This is a genomic window from Microbulbifer maximicatervae (SeqCode), assembly GCF_052467825.1.
In genome coordinates this window covers 298,511-319,071 of the sequence record NZ_CP174327.1, presented here as the reverse complement: position 1 = coordinate 319,071, position 20,561 = coordinate 298,511, and the positions used below count along the sequence as shown (strand labels likewise).

18 protein-coding genes are annotated in these 20,561 nt (G+C 52.1%); 8 read left to right on the top strand and 10 right to left on the bottom strand.

Features of this window, described 5'->3' with window-relative positions; genetic code table 11:
- Window positions 1-39: 39 nt before the first annotated feature.
- Window positions 40-2,637: a leucine--tRNA ligase gene (gene leuS, locus ACJJII_RS01450; RefSeq protein WP_444918055.1), complete on the bottom strand. Its 2,598-nt coding sequence runs from the start codon at window positions 2,635-2,637 to the stop codon at window positions 40-42.
- A gap of 161 nt (window positions 2,638-2,798) precedes the next feature.
- On the opposite strand from leuS, the gene ACJJII_RS01445 reads away from it, so the two are divergent.
- From ACJJII_RS01445 to ACJJII_RS01435, 3 genes are all read left to right on the top strand, one after another.
- Window positions 2,799-3,248 (top strand): zinc ribbon-containing protein, encoded by a 450-nt coding sequence (locus ACJJII_RS01445; protein WP_108734284.1) that lies wholly within the window; start codon window positions 2,799-2,801, stop codon window positions 3,246-3,248.
- Window positions 3,249-3,445: 197 nt separating this feature from the next.
- A complete protein-coding gene (locus ACJJII_RS01440; RefSeq protein ID WP_282931508.1) occupies window positions 3,446-4,027 on the top strand; it encodes a YdcF family protein in 582 nt (193 codons plus the stop codon).
- A 172-nt stretch (window positions 4,028-4,199) separates the two neighbouring features.
- Window positions 4,200-4,613 carry a hypothetical protein gene (locus ACJJII_RS01435; RefSeq protein WP_413663111.1) on the top strand — a complete coding sequence of 138 codons (414 nt, stop codon included), beginning with the start codon at window positions 4,200-4,202 and terminating at the stop codon, window positions 4,611-4,613.
- A gap of 10 nt (window positions 4,614-4,623) precedes the next feature.
- Here ACJJII_RS01435 and ACJJII_RS01430 read toward each other — a convergent pair whose 3' ends face one another.
- From ACJJII_RS01430 to miaB, 6 genes are all read right to left on the bottom strand, one after another.
- Complete coding sequence (locus tag ACJJII_RS01430) at window positions 4,624-5,541, bottom strand: TIGR01777 family oxidoreductase (protein WP_444918054.1); 918 nt, start codon at window positions 5,539-5,541, stop codon at window positions 4,624-4,626.
- 101 nt (window positions 5,542-5,642) lie between these two features.
- Window positions 5,643-7,208: an apolipoprotein N-acyltransferase gene (gene lnt / locus ACJJII_RS01425; RefSeq protein WP_444915681.1), complete on the bottom strand. Its 1,566-nt coding sequence runs from the start codon at window positions 7,206-7,208 to the stop codon at window positions 5,643-5,645.
- Between the two features lie 70 nt (window positions 7,209-7,278).
- On the bottom strand, window positions 7,279-8,175 hold the full coding sequence (locus ACJJII_RS01420; protein ID WP_413663108.1) for a CorC family transporter: 897 nt from the start codon (window positions 8,173-8,175) through the stop codon (window positions 7,279-7,281).
- A 71-nt stretch (window positions 8,176-8,246) separates the two neighbouring features.
- Window positions 8,247-8,717 carry an rRNA maturation RNase YbeY gene (ybeY, locus tag ACJJII_RS01415; RefSeq protein WP_444918053.1) on the bottom strand — a complete coding sequence of 157 codons (471 nt, stop codon included), beginning with the start codon at window positions 8,715-8,717 and terminating at the stop codon, window positions 8,247-8,249.
- 16 nt (window positions 8,718-8,733) lie between these two features.
- Window positions 8,734-9,789, bottom strand: a complete 1,056-nt coding sequence (locus ACJJII_RS01410) for a PhoH family protein (protein ID WP_413663106.1) — start codon at window positions 9,787-9,789, stop codon at window positions 8,734-8,736.
- A gap of 194 nt (window positions 9,790-9,983) precedes the next feature.
- Window positions 9,984-11,351 carry a tRNA (N6-isopentenyl adenosine(37)-C2)-methylthiotransferase MiaB gene (miaB, locus tag ACJJII_RS01405; protein WP_413663105.1) on the bottom strand — a complete coding sequence of 456 codons (1,368 nt, stop codon included), beginning with the start codon at window positions 11,349-11,351 and terminating at the stop codon, window positions 9,984-9,986.
- A gap of 180 nt (window positions 11,352-11,531) precedes the next feature.
- Here miaB and ACJJII_RS01400 point away from each other — a divergent pair, with 180 nt between their 5' ends.
- The 3 genes from ACJJII_RS01400 to olsF all read left to right on the top strand — a co-directional run bounded on the left by ACJJII_RS01400 (window position 11,532) and on the right by olsF (window position 14,637).
- On the top strand, window positions 11,532-11,864 hold the full coding sequence (locus tag ACJJII_RS01400; RefSeq protein WP_172975496.1) for a DUF1820 family protein: 333 nt from the start codon (window positions 11,532-11,534) through the stop codon (window positions 11,862-11,864).
- Window positions 11,865-12,175: 311 nt separating this feature from the next.
- Window positions 12,176-12,967, top strand: coding sequence for a UDP-2,3-diacylglucosamine diphosphatase (locus ACJJII_RS01395; protein ID WP_444918052.1), 792 nt, complete (start codon window positions 12,176-12,178; stop codon window positions 12,965-12,967).
- Window positions 12,964-14,637 (top strand): bifunctional ornithine lipid synthase OlsF, encoded by a 1,674-nt coding sequence (gene olsF / locus ACJJII_RS01390; RefSeq protein ID WP_444915682.1) that lies wholly within the window; start codon window positions 12,964-12,966, stop codon window positions 14,635-14,637. Before ACJJII_RS01395 ends, olsF begins: the two co-directional genes overlap by 4 nt.
- 84 nt (window positions 14,638-14,721) lie before the next feature.
- Here olsF and ACJJII_RS01385 read toward each other — a convergent pair whose 3' ends face one another.
- Together ACJJII_RS01385 and ACJJII_RS01380 are read right to left on the bottom strand one after the other, a co-directional pair.
- Window positions 14,722-15,996, bottom strand: coding sequence for an aspartate aminotransferase type Ic (locus ACJJII_RS01385; protein WP_444915683.1), 1,275 nt, complete (start codon window positions 15,994-15,996; stop codon window positions 14,722-14,724).
- Between the two features lie 191 nt (window positions 15,997-16,187).
- Window positions 16,188-17,054, bottom strand: a complete 867-nt coding sequence (locus ACJJII_RS01380) for a DUF6279 family lipoprotein (protein WP_444915684.1) — start codon at window positions 17,052-17,054, stop codon at window positions 16,188-16,190.
- A 262-nt stretch (window positions 17,055-17,316) separates the two neighbouring features.
- On the opposite strand from ACJJII_RS01380, the gene nagB-II reads away from it, so the two are divergent.
- Both nagB-II and nagA read left to right on the top strand, forming a co-directional pair.
- Complete coding sequence (nagB-II, locus tag ACJJII_RS01375; protein WP_444915685.1) at window positions 17,317-18,315, top strand: glucosamine-6-phosphate deaminase NagB-II; 999 nt, start codon at window positions 17,317-17,319, stop codon at window positions 18,313-18,315.
- 32 nt (window positions 18,316-18,347) lie between these two features.
- A complete protein-coding gene (gene nagA, locus ACJJII_RS01370) occupies window positions 18,348-19,478 on the top strand; it encodes an N-acetylglucosamine-6-phosphate deacetylase (protein ID WP_444918051.1) in 1,131 nt (376 codons plus the stop codon).
- A gap of 29 nt (window positions 19,479-19,507) precedes the next feature.
- On the opposite strand, the gene ACJJII_RS01365 is transcribed toward nagA, so the two are convergent.
- Window positions 19,508-20,554 (bottom strand): LacI family DNA-binding transcriptional regulator, encoded by a 1,047-nt coding sequence (locus ACJJII_RS01365; protein WP_444918050.1) that lies wholly within the window; start codon window positions 20,552-20,554, stop codon window positions 19,508-19,510.
- Window positions 20,555-20,561 lie beyond the last annotated feature (7 nt).

The following is a 20,561-nucleotide window of genomic DNA, read 5'->3' as shown; positions in this document are numbered from 1 at the left end:
GAGCCGGGAGTGAAACTCCCGGCATCATATTGCGGGTCTTTACTTGGCGACAATATTAACCAGCTTGCCAGGTACGACAATTACTTTGCGCACCGTAGCTTCACCGATAAATTTCTGAACGTTCTCATCGGCGAGGGCGAGTTTTTCCAGGCTCTCTTTGTCTGCATCAGCAGGCGCATCCAGTTTTGCGCGTACCTTGCCATTGACCTGGACGACCAAAGTAATCGAGGTGCGCACCAGTGCTTTTTCATCTGCCATTGGCCAAGGAGAATCGATTAGGGCACTGGTATTCCCCAGCACCTGCCACAGTTGGTGACAGATATGAGGAGTAACCGGAGCCAACAGCAAGACGGCGGTCTGTAGGGCTTCTCTCTCTACAGCCAGTCCTTGATCACTGTTGCGATCTGCCAGCTTGCCGACTTCATTGAGCAATTCCATTACTGCTGCGATAGCGGTATTAAAGGTCTGGCGGCGGCCATAGTCATCCCCCACTTTTTGGATGGTCTCGTGGGTCTTGCGGCGCAGCTGCTGTTGCTTGTCATTGAGGGACTGCTGGTCGATCTGTGCTTCACTGGAGCCCGCTGCAATATGGGCGTGAACGGTCTTCCAGAGTTTGCGCAGGAAGCGGCTGGCACCTTCCACACCGGCATCGTGCCACTCCAGAGTCTGCTCCGGAGGGGCGGCAAACATGGTGAACAGGCGAACGGTATCGGCACCGTACTCCTCAACCGCAGCGTGAGGGTCTATGCCATTGTTCTTGGACTTGGACATCTTTACCACGCCGCCGGCAATAATCTCTTCGCCGGTGGCTCGCTCAATCGCTTTGGTCGGCTTGCCCTTGTCATCGCGCTCGACGTCCACATCGGCGGGGTTGATCCAGGTCTTGTGGCCGTGTTCTTCCTTGTAGAAGGATTCGGCTAACACCATGCCCTGACACAGCAGCTGCTTGAAGGGTTCATCGCTATTGACCAGGCCCTCATCCCGCATCAGCTTGTGGAAGAAGCGCGCGTAGAGAAGGTGCAAGATGGCATGTTCAATACCGCCGACATACTGGTCCACTGGCAGCCAGTAGTTGGCGCGGTCCGGGTCCAGCATGCCCTCTTCAAAATCGGGACAGGTATAACGGGCGTAGTACCAGCTGGACTCCATAAAGGTGTCGAAGGTATCGGTTTCACGTTCTACGGGAGTGCCGTTGAGTTCGTCTTTACGCCATTCGGGGTCGGCTTTAATAGGTGATTGAACGCCGTCGAGCTCGACATCTTCCGGCAACAGGATCGGCAGCTTGTCTGCGGGTACTGGTATTTCTCCGCCGTCGGCCAGGTTGAACATGGGGATGGGCGCACCCCAGTAGCGCTGGCGGGAGACACCCCAGTCGCGCAGGCGATAGTTGGTCTTAACCCGACCCTTACCTGCAGCAATCAGCGCTTCGGAGATCGCAGTAAAGGCGCCATCAAAATCCAGGCCGTCAAAACTGCCAGAATTCACCAGTTTGCCTTTCTCTGTATATGCCTCTTGTTCCAGGTCGATAGACTCGCCGTCGGCAGCCTCGATAACCTGGATAACAGGCAGCTGGTATTTTTGTGCAAACTCCCAATCGCGCTGGTCGTGTGCCGGTACTGCCATCACCGCGCCTGAGCCGTAATCCATCAGAACATAGTTGGCCACCCATACGGAGACTTCTTCACCGCTGATGGGGTGAATTGCCTTGAGCCCGGTATCCATGCCTTTCTTGTCCATCGTGGCCATATCGGCTTCGGACAGGGACTGCTTTTTGCACTCGGCGATAAAGGCTTTGAGTTCGGGGTTGGACTCGGCAAGCTCCAGGGCGATAGGGTGCTCGGCAGCCAGGGAAACATAGGTAACGCCCATGAGTGTATCCGGGCGGGTGGTGTACACATCGAAGTGGTCCATGCCCGCAATAGATTTGGGCAGGGCAAAGCTCAGCTCTACTCCCCGGCTCTTGCCGATCCAGTTGCGCTGCATGGTGCGCACCTGCTCGGGCCACTCGGGCAGTTTGTCCAGGTCTTCGAGGAGTTCTTCCGCATAGTCGGTGATTTTGATAAACCATTGGGCCAACTCGCGGCGCTCAACGGTGGTGCCACAGCGCCAGCAGGCGCCATCTTCGACCTGCTCATTGGCCAGTACGGTCTGGTCGTGGGGGCACCAGTTCACTGCAGAGTTCTTCTTGTAGACCAGGCCTTTTTCGTAGAGGCGGGTGAAGAACCACTGTTCCCAGCGGTAGTAGGTGGGCTGGCAGGTGGCCAGTTCGCGGGACCAGTCAAAGCCAAAACCCAGGGCCTTGAGCTGGCCTTTCATGTACTCGATATTGGCATAGGTCCATTTGGCTGGAGCGGTCTTGTTCTGGATGGCCGCATTCTCTGCCGGCAGACCGAAAGCATCCCAGCCCATCGGGTGCAACACGTTTTTGCCCTGCATGCGCTGATAGCGAGTAATTACATCGGTAATGGTGTAATTGCGCACATGCCCCATGTGTAGCTTGCCGCTGGGGTAGGGGAACATGGATAGGCAGTAGAACTTTTCCCTGCCGGCGTCTTCCTTTACTTCAAAGCTCTTCTCGGCCTCCCAGAATTCCTGGGCGGAAGCTTCGACTGCGGAGGGGTTGTACTGCTCTTCCATCGATTCGGGACCTATACTCTGTGATCAAAATTTGCGGGAAACTGTTCAGTGTTTATTGGGGGATGTGAACGCTTGTCAATCGGTAAAGATTGATCGCGATCAAGTTTCGCTCCCAGTGCATCTTTTACGATGCGTAAACGCGGGATTATAGGAGGGATACCGTGACGAAGGAACCAAAGTTGCCGCCGAAGGACGATCTGATTAATGAGTTTCGCGAAGACTTTGAAGATTTGGTCGAAGGTGAGCTGGCTGTTGAGAATCTCACCGCCAATAAGATGGCATTTTTGCGCGCTTGGCTGAAAGATGACCTGCATCGGGCTGCTGACTATATCCGGGGACTAGGTGGGGAATTGAAGACCCTGGAGGAGCGCAGCGGCGATTGGCTGCTGGATGCGGCGGACCCCACAGAAACCGCCTGGCCAAACTTAATGCGATGCATCAAAGAGGGCAAGCCCTGGGCTTTGGCCGGCGAGTTTGTAGGGCCGGATGAGGAGTTGCAGTGTTTGGGCTGTGGATACCGAGCTATGCCGCCGGCAAATACCCAGATTACTCCCTGCCACCGGTGTGGTTATGGATGCTTTCGCCAGATTGAGGGTGGTCTCGAGTATTGAATGGGCTCTATACGGCGGCGGCCACGCTTCTGATGCCTCCAGCAGCCCCATTGTTGGGGCTGTTGGTTGCATTCCTTTTGCGATTCTCTTCATCCGGGTCCCAGCTTGAGAAATGCTCTCTACCCTTGGCTGTGATTTCCTTTTGTGTGCTTTGGTTAGGGGCGACTCCGGCATTCTCATCCTGGCTTGGGGATCGATTGGGCAAAGTACCTTATCAACCCCATATAAGGCCTGAGGCTGTTGTGATCCTTGGTGCAGGGCGTTATCGCGACAGGTATTCGAATAGGGAGAGACTCTCTGCGGCGAGCCTCGAAAGAGTTGCCGGTGCTGTCGAGCAAGCACCAGAAGACTTACCGATTCTGGTTTCTGGCGGTCGGGTTCACAGCGGAGAGCGGCTGGCAGAGTCTGATTTAATGGCTGCGTTGTTGGAGGAGGAGTTTTCCACTCCGGTCACTTGGCGTGAAGATTGCAGTCGTACTACTGCAGAGAATGCAGTAAATAGTGCTGATATTTTGCACAGTGCTAACGTGAGGTCGGTTTTTTTGGCCACTCACTGGTGGCATATGCCTCGCGCAGCGGAAATTTTTTCCCGCGCTGGCTTAGAGGTACAGCCCCTGCCGGTTGGGAGTGCCGGAGAGTTGATGCCCCGCGCTCAAACAGGTGTGGGGCGCTGGCTGCCCAATGCTGTCTCCCTGCTAAGGACCCAGGTCTACTGGCGGGAAATACTGGCACGGATCTGGTATCGGTGGAGTTCGCTACCGTCCATCAGAAAATGTTGAGGATGGATAAGGAACTTTTTGATAAATGTAATCTCAGAGGCCTACAGGATTTGAGGGATCAGGCGTCGAGCCCAAATGTTTGAGAGCTCTTGATTGCTAGTTGTACCGGGCTTAGGATGACTGGCGCCACAGGACATACCCATTGATTACCTTTTTATATGGAGTAGCGGCTGTGGATAAGAAACATAACAATAATCGAGATAACCTTATGATGAAGGGCATCCCACTTTCTTTCTCTCCGATACAGTTACATAACCGGTTAAACCGGGCTGTTTGGATTGGCTTCAAGCGGGTTGAGCAAGATGGCCGCACACTGGTTTTTCTGTGTGCCGGTGGCGATAGCGGCGCCCAACTCAGTAAAAATTTTGAGACCTTTGCCGGGCAGATAGTTCGGGAGTTCGGTTTTGCTCCCGCCGAAGTGGAGTTTATCGAGCTGCGTTCAAAAGCTGAGGAGTCCCATTGGTATCGCTGGCATGCCCAATGGGTGGGGTCTGCGCCAATGGAGTGCCACGGCGACCTGGTGACCAGTGAATCTAGCCGACGCTACTTAGCTCAGGCACTCGAAAGCGATATGGCCGCAGCTTAAATTCATTTGTTCAGGCGCTGGCTTTAGTGGTAGCGCCGTTACCCTTGAGCAGGTCTGAGAGGGCCTGTTCCAGAGTTGGAAATTGGAAGGTATAGCCGGTTTCCAGTGCTGTACAGGGCTCGACCCTATCACTGGCTAGTAGTAATTCATCAGCCATCTCTCCAAAAGCTATCTTTAAAGCCCAGGCCGGTAAGCGTAAAAACGCCGGGCGATGCAACTCTTTGGCCAGGATTCGGGCAAAGCTGTTGTTGGTTACAGGTTCCGGTGCACCTCCGTTAAATGGACGGCAAAGTTGATTGTCGATGGCGTGTAATATCAGCCCGACTTCGTCTTCTTCGTGAATCCAGCTCATCCAGTGCTCGCCCGAGCCCATGGGGCCGCCAAGCCCGAGACGAAATGGTGGCAGCATTTGGGGAAGGGCGCCACCGCGCATGGAGAGAACGATAGCTGTGCGGATAATGCCTACCTTAACGCCAGAGTGCTGCAGCGGGAGCGTGGCGGCCTCCCAGTCCCGACACAGCTGTGCGGCAAAGCCCCCTCCTGGAGCGCTGTCTTCTTTCAGTAACTCCCCTCCGCGATTGCCGTAATAGCCGATTGCGGAGCCGGACAAGAAGTAGGATGGCTTGTCTCTTTGGCCCAGGGTCCAGCGAACCAGCTTCTCTGTTGTGTCCAGGCGTGAACTGCGAATCTCAGTGCGATATTTTTCTGTCCAGCGACGGGAGATGGGGGCCCCGGCAAGGTTCACAATAACATCTACGGGCTGGTTTACCTCTGCGGGATCGCGGCAGGCGTTGGCTGATTCGCCACATAAGTTTCGAACCCTGTCCGGATGTCGGCTTAATACCGTAATAGTATTGCCTCGCTCCAGCCAGCGTCGACAAAAGAGTCTGCCTATAAGCCCGGTGCCACCGCTAATCAAGCAATGCATGGGGAATCACCTTGCCTTATATTCGCTAGAAAATTGAATGGAGCATAGCAGTGATATTCAGTGGCGGTAGCTTACCGATGGCCACCCGGCAGGGAGTGGTTTTAATCGGGTAGCTCGCCACTGAGAGGGGAGTTGGATTGGGGTTCCACCCTACGGCGTAAAAACAGGGCCAGGGCCAGCATTGGGAGCGCCAAGGCAAATACCAATGAGATGCCGGCTAGCATAAACGGAGTGGCGCCACTCATCGCTCTGATATCCCCGGTCATATTCGCGCGCTCGAATTGGGGGAGTTTTTTAATAACCTTCCCCTTGGGGTCCACAATTGCCGTCACACCAGTATTTGTCCCCCTCACCAGGTAGCGACCAGTTTCCAAAGCGCGCATCTGCGCCATTTGCATATGTTGTAAGGGGCCAATAGAGGTCCCGAACCATGCATCATTGCTAATGGTCAGCAAAACCTGGGAAGACAGTGCTGAGTCGGCAACCAGCCTGGGATAGACAATCTCATAGCAGATAAGCGGCGCCCAGCTTGCACCAGCAGCATTGAGCGGCGATTGTTCGTCCGGGCCTGAGCGGATAAAGGAAGTGGGGAGATTAAAAAACTCGATAGTGCCCCGAATAAAATCCTCTAACGGTACATACTCACCAAAGGGGACCAGGTGGCGCTTGTGATACACGCTGGGGCTCTGGCCAAAAACAGCGGCGGAGTTGTGAATACTCGGCCGCTCCTGTGCCGAACCCCGGGTGTCATAGAGAATACCGGTGATCAAATCGATGTTGGTAGTCTCAGCATTGCGTTGCAGCGCCTGCATAAGGTTGGGGGCTTGCCCGTAGAGCATGGGCAGGGCGGCTTCGGGCCAGATAATAACGTCTACATCCTGATCGCTAAGGGCGCGAGTACCCTCCTGGTAGCGACTGATAGTTTCCCCGCGAAACTCTGGCAACCACTTCTTTTCCTGAGGAATATTAGCCTGCACCAGCCCAACGCTGATAAGAGGACCTTTTGCGGAGGTCCACTCCACTTGGGAGAGGGCAGCTCCTATTGGCCAGGGGGCCAGTGCCGCAGTGAGTAGAATGATGTGGCTGTGCCGCTTGAGCGGGGATAGGCGGCCACTGACAACCAGGGCCAGCACTGCGCCGGTAAATGCCAATAGCAGGCCTATGCCGTAGACACTCAAAATCGGCGCCCAGCCCGCTAGCCAGGTTTCTGTATGGCCATAGCCGGCGAAGAGCCAGGGGAAACCGGTAAAGGCCCAGCTGCGCAGCCATTCACTGATAAACCACAATGCGGCAAAAGCCAGAGCGAAGCTGAATTTATTATCTGTGAAGCGGCCCAGAATGTAGAAGGGCGCGGCTAACAGCAGCGCCATAATAGCGACGAAGCTTCCGGTGAGGGCCAGTCCTAATGGCACCGATGAGTTGCCAAAATTTGTAATCGAAACGTAGACCCAGGAAGCCCCGCTGGCGAAGAGGCCCAATCCATAGCAGAGGGCGAGCCAGAAGCTTTTGCGACCCGGTAGCACCTGCCCTTTGGCTGCAGAGAGCAGAATCCAGGCGAATAGTGTCAGGGACAGCAGGCCACATACCCAATAGTTAAATGGGGCAAATGAAAGTGTCATCAACCCGCCAGCTACAACGCTGGCGAGAGGAGAAAATAATCTGCGCATAAAGTTGTTGTCAGGATACCCCGTTCGCTCAGGGTATCAGTGTATTAAGGCTTGCAGTAATGAGCGGTACTCAGCTGTCTTCTTCTGGCGGTTTGCGCATATGGGCAACCCGCAAAAGGTGTATCTGGCGGCTGTCTGCATAGAGTACCCGGAACATAAAGTCACCCAGTCGGGTGACTTCGTCACGGCCCGGCAAATGGCCGAATGATTGCATAATAAGACCGCCGACAGTGTCGAATTCTTCATCACTAAAGGCGCTCTCGAAAAATTCATTGAACTCTTCAATGGGAGTCAGAGCTTTAACGATAAAATCGTTTTCCCCAACTTTACGGATATAACTATCCGCTTCTTCCTCGTCGGTCTCGTCTTCGATTTCACCGACAATTTCCTCGAGGATATCTTCGATAGTCACAACACCGGATACACCGCCGTACTCGTCTATCACGACCGCCATATGGTAGCGGTTCTCACGGAACTCGCGCAGCAGGATATTGAGGCGCTTGCTCTCGGGAATAATATTGGCTGGGCGGATCAGGTCTTCGAGCTGAAATCCGTCGAAACCTTTCAACAGGAGAGGGAGCAGGTCTTTGGCGAGCAATATCCCGCGTATATCATCGACACTTTCGCCGACGACAGGGAATCGGGAGTGCCCCGAATCAATAATTTTGGGGAGGAACTCTTCCGGCTTATCGTGAAGGCCTACCACAACCATTTGCGAGCGTGGAATCATAATCTCGCGGACTTGCTGGCTGGAAACGTCCAGTGCGCCTTCGATAATAGAGAGCGCTTCAGCATCTACCAGCTGATTTTCAGCGGCGTCCTTAATGATGTCCAATAATTCGTCGCGAGACTTGGGTTCAGCTGAAAAGGCGCTGAACAGCTTTTCCAGCCAACTTTTTTCACTCGCGCGGGATTTGCTCGCTGAGTGACTACTTGGGGGCTCGTCTGTGGTCATGGAAGTGGCCATGCTCCGGGGTTCTCTCGTTTGTAGATAAAATTCAGTAGCAGTTTGCCATTACTTCGGTGGTACAGCGGCTATCATCCCACTTCATCCAGTGGGGCGTAGGGGTCTGCAATGCCGAGGTTGGCGAGCAACTTCGTTTCCAGGCTTTCCATAACCTGAGCGTCTGCATCTTCGATATGGTCATAACCTAGAAGGTGCAGTGTGCCATGGACCACCATATGTGCCCAGTGCGCCGATAGTGATTTGCTCTGTTGCTCCGCTTCCAGTTCAACTACTGGGGCACAGATCACAAGATCTCCAAGCATCGGGAGATCCAGCTCCGCAGGAAAATCGGTAGGGAAGGATAAAACGTTAGTGGGTTTATCCTTGCCACGATACTGGTGATTAAGTTCCTGGCTCTCACTTTCGTCCACGATTCGCACCGACAGTTCCGCTTCGTTGCGGTGGCCGGTCAAAGCCTTGGATACCCAGTTGCTGATAGCCTCATCGGAAGGGATGTCGTGGCAGCGGCTGACCCGCTGCACATCGAGTATTAAATCAGTCATAACTCAGGTGCGGACTCTAAGCGGCATTCTCATCGGCTTTATTGGAAATTCGATCTGCCGAGGCCATTTCCAGCTCAGCTTCATGAATATCGTAGGCCTCCACAATGCGCTGCACGAGGGGGTGGCGAACCACATCCTTGGCTCCAAAGTGGGTAAAGCTGATTCCGTTAACCCGCCCCAGTACTCCAACAGCATGGCGCAAACCGGAAGCTTGGCCACGGGGCAGGTCGACCTGGCTGGGGTCACCGGTAATTACGGCGGTTGAGCCAAAGCCAATCCGCGTGAGGAACATTTTCATCTGCTCGCGGGTGGTATTTTGGCTCTCATCGAGAATAACAAAGGCGTTATTCAGGGTGCGCCCGCGCATATAGGCAAGGGGAGCCACTTCGATAACGTTGCGCTCGATCAGCTTGCCAACAGTTTCAAAACCGAGCATTTCGTAGAGGGCGTCGTAGAGTGGGCGGAGGTAAGGGTCTACCTTTTGGCTCAAGTCACCGGGCAGGAAGCCCAATTTCTCGCCGGCTTCAACGGCGGGGCGGACCAGGAGGATTCGCTCAACTTCATCCTTGAGCAGAGACTCCACAGCACAGGCTACTGCCAGGTAGGTTTTACCGGTACCGGCGGGTCCGATACCGAAATTGATATCATTGGTCTGCACAGCGCGAACGTATTTACGCTGATTGAGCCCTCTGGGGCGTACCGAGCACTTCTTCGTGCGAATCAGTACTACTTGGTCAGCTTCGCTGGAGTCACCGCTACCATCCTGGCCGGTGAGTTCTTCAACTCCCGCTTGCTGCAGAGCCAGGTGAATCTCATCTGGAGTGAGATAGTCCTTGGTACCGGTTTCCTTGTAGAGCCTACTGAGTAGTTCGCCAGCGGCACGCGCCGATTTGGCATCGCCGAAAAATGAAAACTGGTTGCCACGATTTCGAATTTCGATATCCAGGCGCTGTTCTATTTGGCGTAGGTGTTGGTCGAACTGACCGCAGAGATTGGCGAGACGGCGTGCGTCGTTGGGCTCGAGAGTGATGCTGTGAGCGAGGGTTTGTGTTTCCAAATTGGTTTCCGGCACCTTTAATCCAGGGGTTATATTGCTAGGGTATACCCATTTTCCCTAAAGGGGAAAGAGGTGATTCCTACAAATAGGTTCTAACTTTACCTGATTTTAATTACGGGGCGTAATTTGGGGGGCAAGTTGAGCCTAATTTGGCGGCAGGATGTGCTTTCGAAGTACATCTTGCCGCTATTTGAGGTAATCACAAAGTCTTAGAACAGGTCTTCTTCCAGCTCAGATGTGACTAAAGTACCGCGCAGGGAGTTTGGCAGGGCCTCTTCAATCACAACATCGGCAAATTTACCGATCAGGGCGAGGTCGTCCGCACGGAAGTTGACTACCCGGTTGTTCTCGGTGCGGCCTTGCAGCTGTCCGGGGTCCTTTTTGGAAACGCCGGTTACCAGCACACGCTCGGTGTTGCCAACCATGCGGCGCGCAATAGCTGCAGCCTGCTGGTTAATCCGCGCTTGCAGCAGCTGTAGGCGCTGCTTTTTCACCTCTTCCGGCGTGTCATCGGCCAAGTCGGCAGCTGGGGTGCCCGGGCGAGGGGAATATATAAAGCTGAAGGAGATATCGAAGCCCACGTCCTGGATTAGGTTCATGGTCGCTTCAAAGTCCCTGTCAGTTTCGCCGGGGAAGCCGATAATAAAGTCTGAAGACAGGCAGATATCCGGGCGAATTTTCTTCAGGCGGCGGATCTTGGATTTGTACTCCAGGGCGGTGTGGCCGCGTTTCATTGCCATCAGAATGCGGTCGGAGCCACTCTGTACGGGCAGATGAAGGTGACTAACCAGTTCTGGTACCTGTCCGTAGACATCGATCAGCGCATCGGAGAACTCTACCGGGTGAGAGGTGGTATAGCGGATACGGTCGATGCCATCGATCGCTGCCACATAAGTGATCAACTCGGCGAAATCCACTTCGTGGCCATCTTCTCCCGTAGCGCGGTAGGCGTTTACGTTTTGCCCAAGCAGGTTCACCTCGCGGACACCCTGGTCTGCCAGATGGGCGATCTCTTCGAGTACATCGGCCACAGGGCGGCTGACTTCTTCGCCACGGGTGTAGGGAACCACGCAGAAAGTACAGTACTTGGAGCAGCCTTCCATAATAGAGACAAATGCGGTGGCGCCGTCGGCCTCTGGCTGGGGCAGGCGATCAAACTTCTCGATCTCTGGGAAGCTCACATCGACGATAACTGCGCCGCTTTTTTGCTCTTTGGTCTCCATCATCTCCGGCAGGCGATGCAGGGTCTGGGGACCAAAGATCAAGTCTACATGGGGTGCGCGCTTGGCAATCGCCTCGCCTTCCTGACTGGCTACACAGCCGCCAACACCAATCACCAGGTCGGGATTTTTTTCCTTCAGGTGCTTCCAACGGCCCAGCTGGTGGAACAGCTTTTCCTGGGCTTTCTCGCGGATAGAACAGGTGTTGACCAATAGTACATCCGCCTCGTCGGGATCGTCGGTAGGTACCATGTCGTGGGACTCGCCGAGCAGATCGCGCATCCTCGCGGAATCGTACTCATTCATTTGGCAGCCGTGGGTCTTAATATATAGCTTTTTCACCGATGTTTCGGACATATCGCGCCTGGTTAAAAACTGGTCAACAATTAGGGTGGGGCATTATAGCGATACGACCCGGCACTGCATAGATGGCTATATTAGCTGTTGCGAACCTGTGCTATTCTTGCGCGCTTTTTCGGGCTTTGCCCGTTCTTTGATCAATTTGAGCTTCGGGGTCATCCCCATCCTGAGAGACTTATGGCCAACCCGATTTATAAAGTTATTTTCCACAATCAAAACCAAGTGTACGAACTCTACGCTCGGGCCATCTATCAAAGTGATATGTACGGCTTTATCGAGGTGGAGGAGTTTGTATTTGGGGAAAAGGCTCAGCTTGTGGTCGATCCCAGTGAGGAAAAGCTGAAAACCGAATTTGCTTCGGTAACCCGTTCCTATATCCCGATGCACAGCATCGTGCGTATCGATGAAGTGGAAAAAGAGGGCACCGGCAAGATTGTTGAAGTAAAGGGTGACAAAGTTGCCAAGTTTCCTTTTGCCCCGCCTATCCGTCATCCCCAGGACACAGAGTGAGCTTTATTTTTACTCTGAATCAGGCCGGGCTCTATGCCCGGTTTTTAGCGCCAAAATCATCCGCTGCACCTTTTTTTCCTCTGCAATATAAGCTTCAATAAAAATCCTCCTGACTGTCATCAAATCGCTGCAAAGTGGTTGCGCTGACGATCAACGCCGTTCTGTATTTAGTTGATCTCAATTTGCTAGCAAGAGAGCAAATACGGATTTATCGATTTTTCTCAAGTTAGCTCAAGCGACGACCTATATTTTTGCCGCGTATCTGCCCTGATTTTTATGGGCTGATAACTGGTACAGACTGGAACTTTGCTATGAGCAATCGCTATCGCGCACTGTGGATTTCCGATGTCCATTTGGGCAGCAGAGACAGTGAGCCCCATCGACTTGCAGATTTTCTGGCTCAGAATCGCGCCGATACGGTCTATCTGGTTGGGGATATTTTTGATATGCAGGCACTCGCTCAAGGACGAGGTACATGGTGTCAGGCCTCTTCGCTGCTACTGGAAATGCTTTCCGAATTAAGTAGCCTGACGCCTGAAGTCATTTATATTCCTGGAAATCACGACGCGCCAATGCGCAGCTGGGCCGGAAAGCGGCTCGGCAATATCCGAATTGAAAAAGACTATATCCACACTGCTTCTAATGGGCGCCGCTTTTGGGTAACCCACGGCGATCAGTTTGAACACCGAATTAAAATAAATCCAATCAGTTACCATATCGGCGATCGCAGTTATTACCTGATGCTGCGCTTTAATCGCTGGATCAATTATTGGCGCAATCGGTTTAACAAGCCTTGGTGGTCGCTGGCCAGCCAAATAAAAAATCGTGTGGGTGCTGCTCGACAAATGATGAGTGATTTTGAGGATGTCGCCACCCGTGAAGCGATATTGCGGGGGTTCGATGGTGTTATTTGTGGCCATATCCATAGGCCTGCCCTTAGAAATAAAACAGTGTGTGGGGATGCTGTGACCTATGCGAATTGTGGTGATTGGGTCGACTCTATGAGTGCGGTTGTAGAACAACAGGATGGCAATTTAGATCTTTTACATTGGTATCGGACTCCAAAAATTGCCAGCATAATGACAGAGGTGGTTGCGGCATGATTCATCTTGAGACTCTTTTACAGAAAAACGCCTGGTACAGCGCGGCACCACAAAAAACCACGCGAAAATTGGTTTCTGCCACAGTAAAGAAAATCTGTTGTGAGGAGCAGCTACAGGAATTTACCAGCAGTTACCCCCACCTTGGCGGCCTGGATTTTATTCGCCAAGTATTCGATGACTTGAATTTTCGCTACGAATTAAATCCATCAGAGTTGGCTCGGGTTCCCACTAGTGGGCCGCTGGTGATTGTGTCTAATCACCCCTTAGGAAGCCTGGATGGTCTCGCTCTGATCGATATGGTAGCGCGGGTACGGAAAGATGTTCGAGCTGTCGCAAGCCAATTATTATGGAACATAAAATCCCTGCGCCCCTGTTTATTGCCCGTAGATAACTTTAATGGGCGTACCCGTCGAGCCGATATTGAAGGTATCTATAGCCATTTAGGTGACGGGGGAGCGATTATTATTTTCCCGGCGGGAGAAGTATCCAGGCTCACCCCCCATGGGGTTCGGGATGGACGCTGGAATTCAGGCTTTGCCCGTTTTGCGGAAAAAACCAATGCGCCGATATTGCCGGTGCAGGTTTTAGGGAGAAATTCTTGGTGGTTCTATGGCCTCTCAATGTTGAACAAGCCTCTCTCGACTTTATGGTTGATTAGGGAGATGTTTAAACAGGCCAGCCGCAGTATCGATATTCGTATAGGACGTCCCCTGGAAGCGGAACACTTTCGTAGCTGGCCGCTAACACCCCGCGCCAAGGCTGCCTTGTGGCGCAAACATGTCTACCAATTACATCGTTCGCCGGCCCCTCTGGGACCGGAATTAATTGTTGAAGCTGAGCCAAAAGCCGATGTAGCGCGAGTGGTTGAGTCCTGTGTATCACTCTCTGAACTGGGTAATTTTTCTGTGCGTTTATATCGGCAGAAAGCAGATTGCCCCGTCATGCGGGAATTGGCCAGAGTGAGGGAGATTGCTTTTCGCTCAGTGGGGGAAGGGACCGGGCAGAGCCGGGATTGGGATGCGTTTGATGCTCATTACGACCATCTATTGTTGTGGGATGCAGAAAATCGACAGATTGCAGGAGCTTACCGCATAGCAGCGACCGAGGCGCTCTCGGATGATCAGATATACAGCAGTACGCTATTTAATTACCCGCAGCCTCCTCGGCAGTGCCTGCCAGATTCTGCTGAGCTAGGGCGTAGCTTCCTACTGCCGGAATATTGGAGAGGGCGCGGGTTAGACCTGCTCTGGTGTGCTATTGGACAGTGGGTATTGCGCAATAAGGTACGCTACCTATTTGGCCCAGTGTCTATGCCCGGTACATTTTCCGTGAGAGCGAAGTCCGTTATTGTGCGCTATTTTTCCCATTATTTTGCTCCTGAAAACTCCTTGGGGGATGCTCGACTGCCATTTCCGGAAGCACAATCTGAACTGCCTGAATTACTTGGGGATTCGGTGTCAGATATGCGTCAATTGAAGCATATTTTGCGTGAGGAGGGCGTTATGCTACCTCCCCTATTTAAAAAGTATGCCTCTGTTACTAAAACGGGAGGGACCAGTTTTCACGCCTTTAATATTGACCCGGATTTTTGCGATGCTGTGGATGGGCTGGTCGTTGTTGATTTATCAAAAGTGGACGAGAAGTTTGCTAAACGTTATTTATCCAGCTGACTTAGAAGTGACTCTTTATGAAAAAGGCAGCGTAAAGCTGCCTTTTTTGAAGATTCAGGAAATCTCACCTGGCATTTTGGATGGTTAAATTTTGCCAAGCTTTTTACGTAGACTCACCAGTTTGACACAGAGGACGAAAACAGACATTGCGGTATCCAGTTCTTCCAGCGGTGGGAAACTGGGTGCAATACGAATATTGCTGTCCTCAGGGTCCTTACCATAAGGGAAGGTAGCGCCGGCAGGTGTTAATTTTACTCCGGCATCCGCAGCCATTTTAACCACTGCTTTTGCGCAACCGGGAAGGGTATTAAAGGAAACAAAATAACCCCCTTCAGGTTTTTCCCAAGTACCCATATCTGCATCGGTGAGGGCATTATGTAAATGCTCCAGAACACACTCGAACTTCGGGCGAAGAATATCTGCATGTTTATGCATGTGTTCTGTCAGGCTGGTGTATTCGGTAAAAAATCTCGAGTGACGCAATTGGTTGACTTTGTCAGGACCAATGGTCATTGCCTGCATTTGGCCTTTGAGGGAATCGAGATTTGCCTGGCTGGCGCTCACAAACGCAACGCCTGCGCCAGCATGGGTGACTTTTGAAGTTGAGGCAAACTGTATTACGGAGTCTGCAGTATCATTTTCCAGGGTTGCTGTGCGAATATTTGGCAGATTTACATAGTTGCCAATGTCGTGCACCGAATAGGCATTGTCCCAAAATATCCGGAAGCTAGCGCCGGCAAATTGTCCCAGCTGCGCCAATCTTTCTACAGTTTCCTTGCTGTAAGTGGCTCCTGTTGGATTTGAAAACTTGGGCACACACCAGATACCAACAATCTCTGCATCTTCGCGCACGAGCTTTTCCACAAGCTCCATGTCGGGCCCCTGCTCTCCCATGGGCACGTTAATCATCTCGATACCCAGCTGCTCACAGATCGTAAAATGGCGGTCATAGCCGGGAACAGGACAGAGAAATTTGGGAGCTTTTAATTCGCGCCAGGGGGTAGTGCCCGCAAAGCCGAACAGGTAACCGGTGACTAGGGCGTGATACATCAGTGTGAGAGAGCTGTTGCCTCCGGCAATCACTTCGTTGACCGGCACTTGAAGCATTTCGGCTCCCAGCTCCCTTGAGCAGGTCAGGCCGATTAAGCCACCGTAGTTGCGAGTGTCGGTACCGTCTGCCGCTCGATAGTCACCGGAGAGAATTCCATCAAGTTTATCGGAAAGTTTTAATTGCTCCGCCGAGGGCTTTCCACGTGTGATATCCAGGCTTAACTCGTGTTGACAGATCTTGTTGTAGTGAGCGCTTAATTCTTTTTCCCACTCGATCAATTGTTCCTGTGTGGCGGATTCGATATGCACTTGAATTCCCCTGGCTGGTAATGTGAGTTGGCGAGCTTATCAGCCTTAGGTCGCTTTCGTCAGCAGGAAATCACACATGATTATTAGTTTCTCTTGAATCTATTGGGTGGAATTTATCCTGGATACGCTAGATTTTTGAGGTGTCATGTCGTTCATTAGTTCGGCGGTGGTGTTGGGATCTGGGCGTCTGATTATTGGCTGGCTAGAGAGCGGAAGTCCTGGGCATAGTCGCGCAGAGTTTTGCTTAGATGACGGCGTTGTGTGGGGCTGGTACTGGATAGAATTTGTTCTCCCAGTTCGCGAGCTTGGGTTTTGCGCTGCTCTTGCGCCTTGCGATATTCGTCGGACCAAAGTTGGTCTGGGTTTTCCAGCAGACCGCGCAACTGTTGTTGGTATCCATCAGGCTTCTGTCGGAGAAGCTCAATGGCATGTTGCTGCCAAATCATATGTTGTTCGTTACGTAAAACAGGGTTGTACTCTACCTGCTTTACCCAGGCTGCGATCAGCTGCTTTTGTTGCTCGGTTAAACTTCCCAGCCATCGCCTGCTCTCCCGGCGAATTTGCCGATCGCGGTGTCGTTGTATTTTCCAAGGCGAGCGCTGCCATTTTTCCAGTGTTTTCTGCTGCTTTTTGGCCAAGTTGTGTTGCAGGCGATCAATCTGTTGTGGCGTTAACTGCGCCACAATAGGAAGCATTAAGTTGAAGGCGTTGTTACTGGCGCTTTCGATGAAGTGGTACACCTCTTTTTCAACCGGAGCCAGCTGAGGATTCTCAAGTTGACCTTGATCTACTTTATCTGCCAGTTGGCTCAGGAAATCGGCATATTTTGGTAGCTGTGTTTGGCGGTGCCAGTGAAAGAAGCTGTTTAGAGCCCCTTGAAACTCCAGCTCTTGCTGGGAATTTAAGTCGACATAGTCACGAAGCTTCCAGCGTATCCAGTAATCAATGTTGTTATAGGCGAATTGAATGCTGGAGCAGCTGCTCAGTAAGCTCGCAACTACAAGGAGAATGATTAAACGCCATTTTTGTGTGGTGTAACTGCCCGGGGTTTGGGGCATTGATCCTTCCTGTAGGTATGATCGAGAGCAACTGATAGGGGTGCCTTAAGCATAGATTAAAAAGGTATACCCAATTCCAGTTTTGTTGTGACAGTAATGGGGTATCGGGTTGGCGAGCTAGTGGGCGTTTGAAAACAAAGCAGGACGATTAATGGCGTCAATTAACCGAGGCGAAGTACTGCTGGGCATAGACTGATTGATGGAGCTCGGTATTAATGTGAGAACTGGGTTCATATTTTGAGTGAGTCAGGTAGGAAGTATTATGGTTACCACGGTCATGGAGGCTGAGGCTCGTGAGGCGCCGGATAGGATTGCTGAACAGCTGCATTCCAATGCCAATATAATGTCCCATCTGGGAGAGCGGCTGCGCCAGAAGCCTCCTCGTTTTGTGATGATTGTGGGGAGGGGTTCTTCTGATCATGCGGGCGTCTTTGCCAAGTATCTGATAGAGATTGAAACTGGTACCCCTACTTTTGCTGCCGCACCGTCGGTCTCCAGTGTTTATGGTCGCAAATTAAAGCTCGATGAGGCCCTGGTTATCGTCATTTCCCAGTCTGGGAGAAGCCCAGATATTCTGACCCAGGCCCGCATGGCGAGAGAGCAGGGGGCTTATACAGTCGCTTTGCTTAACGATGAAGATGCGCCGATTAAAGATGTGGTTGACTTGGTAATACCCCTAAAGGCTGGCCCGGAAAAAGCGGTTGCAGCTACAAAAAGTTATCTAGCGACCCTATCTGCGATACTGCAGATGGTCGCCAATTGGACGCAGGACCCCGCTCTTTGTAGTGCTCTGGAAAAGTTGCCGGAAACTTTGAGATCTGCGGTGCGGGCAGAAATTCAATTGCGCCCGGAAAACCTGGCCTCGGTACAAAATCTGGTAGTTTTGGGGCGGGGTCCCGGTTATGGGATTACCCGGGAACTGGCGCTGAAGTTAAAAGAAGTCTGCAATATCCATGCGGAGTCCTATTCCAGTGCGGAATTCTTGCATGGCCCCGTTACGCTGGTGGAAGGGAAATTGACAGTGGTGAATGTTCCAATCGAGGATGAGTCATTCCCCACACACAGCCAGCAGATCGATGAAATTCGACGGCGTGGGGCGGCTCTGATTAATTTGCATGTGCCGAGTAAGGGGGTTCACCCGAGGGTGGCTCCACTCGCGCTGTTGCAGCGTTTTTATATCGATGTGGCCCACGTGGCGGTAAGTCGGGGGATTAATCCCGATGAGCCGGCGGGTTTAAAGAAAGTTACTCAGACAGTCTGAATAAAACAGAAAATAATATTTGGGAGGGGGAAGTGGGGGTTATCCTGATTGCTGAAAAGCTATTTGATGGCGAGCGCATACTTGCAGATGTTGCTATCACCATTGGAGATAGCGGACTGATTTCCGCAGTGGGTGGGGGTGTGAGTTCCGATGCTGAGCGCTTACCGGGTTTGTTGGTGCCGGGCTTTATTGATATCCAGGTCAATGGTGGTGGTGGTGTACTGTTTAATCAGGAGCCCTCAGTTAATGCGCTTCAGAAAATAAGCGAAGCCCATAGTCAGTTTGGTACCAGTGTTTTCCTGCCCACCTTGATTACGGATAGCTTTCCAGTGATGCAGCGGGCAGCCGATGCGGTAAGTGGGGCCTTGTCCAGCGGTGTTCCGGGTGTGATTGGAGTACATTTTGAGGGGCCGCATTTAAGTGAGGCCAAAAAGGGTACCCATGAAGGAGGGTTTATCCGCTCTTTGAGTCATGAGGAGCTCTCCCTCTACGCCCGGGAAGACCTGGGAATCCGCTTGGTCACTCTGGCGCCAGAATGTGTATCGGTATCCGATATCCGAAAGTTGGTTTCCCTGGGGGTTCATGTTTGTCTCGGCCATTCGAATGCGAGTGCTGAAATTGTTGAAGCTGCGTTGGATGCTGGAGCGACAGGATTTACCCACTTATACAATGCAATGTCCCCGTTTCATTCGCGTGAGCCGGGTATGGTGGGGGCAGCCCTGATCCGGGATGACGCCTGGTGTGGATTAATTGCCGATGGCCACCATGTCAGTACCGGCGCTATGGCGTTAGCTTTGAAAGCAAAACCTCGCGGTAAGTTGTTACTGGTAACCGATGCAATGTCGCTAGTGGGCAGTGATGCCACCAGTTTTCCCCTATTTGATCGAGTGGTTACACGAGAAGGGGATAAACTGACCTCCAGTACCGGAGAATTAGCGGGTTCTCACTTAGATATGATCGGTGCGGTTAAAAATATCCGCGACTGGTGTGGGATTGAATTGCCGGAAGCGCTGCGCATGGCAAGTTTGTATCCGGCGCAGTTCCTTGGTCTGGGAGCAGGTGTAATCACTGAAGGGGCCCGAGCGGATATGGTTTTATTAGGTGAGGATCTGCAAGTGAATAGGACCTGGAGCCTGGGGCGTGAAATTTATCGACGAAATTAACTTTCCAGATCTCTCTTAAGCTGAAGGGGTTATTTGGGCGCGGGGCCAGTGGATTGTCGAATAATTAACTCGGGGGTGAAGCTACGGTATGTTTCACTCTCTTGCCCAGAACCATTGAGTTCTTTTGAACTTTTACACTGAATTTTCTCAAGCAGTAATTCTGCTGCCGAACGGGCGATTTCCTGGTTGGGTTGGTGTGCGGTTGTAAGTTTGGGCCAGGTTTGTCGAGAAAATGGGCTGTCTTCAAATCCTGCGATAGAGACTTGCCCGGGAACATCAATCTTTAACATACGGGCGGCAAATAGAGCGCCCGCTGCGATTTCGTCATTAGCGGCAAATATTGCTGAGGGAGGTTTGTCGCTGTCGAGGATCTTTCTCGCATTGATCTCGCCCGATTCAAATGAATATTTCCCTTCAACAATCAAATGTCGGTCTACTGCTATTCCTGCATCTTCGAGTGCCTGGCTGTATCCATTTTGGCGCCCCAATGTGGAAAGGTGCTCCTCGCCTCCGCTTAAATAAGCGATACGCTTGTGCCCGAGTGAAAGTAGGTGCTGGGTAATATTGTAGGCGGCCTGGCGGTCGTCAATCTGTATAGACTTTCCCTTTGCTTTCTCTGTATTGGTGGAGGAAATAATTCGCACAAATTCCACATTCATGGATTGGAGCGTATCGATAAAAGAAGGTGACTCTGAAAAAGGGGGGGTCAGGACCAATCCGGCTACTTTGCCGTGCTCGACAAGTTTATTTAGGTCGTTGTGGATAACTGGAGATTTCGAATTGCAAGGATGGATAAGTAGCTCATACCCTTTTGCTCTGCAGGCTTCCAATATGCCGTTTTGCATATCGATAACGTAGTGGGCATTAGGGTTGTCATAAATAAATGCGATGGAATAGGAGTGTGTCCCCGCCAGATTCCGCGCTGCCAGACTGGGTGTGTAGTTCAGGCTTTTGACTGCGTCGAGCACTTTTTGCCGAGTGGCTGCGCGTACAGAGGGCTCATTATTGATCACCCTGGACACTGTTTTGATAGATACGCCGGCGCGCTCGGCAACATCGTTAATTGTGACTTTCATGCATCAA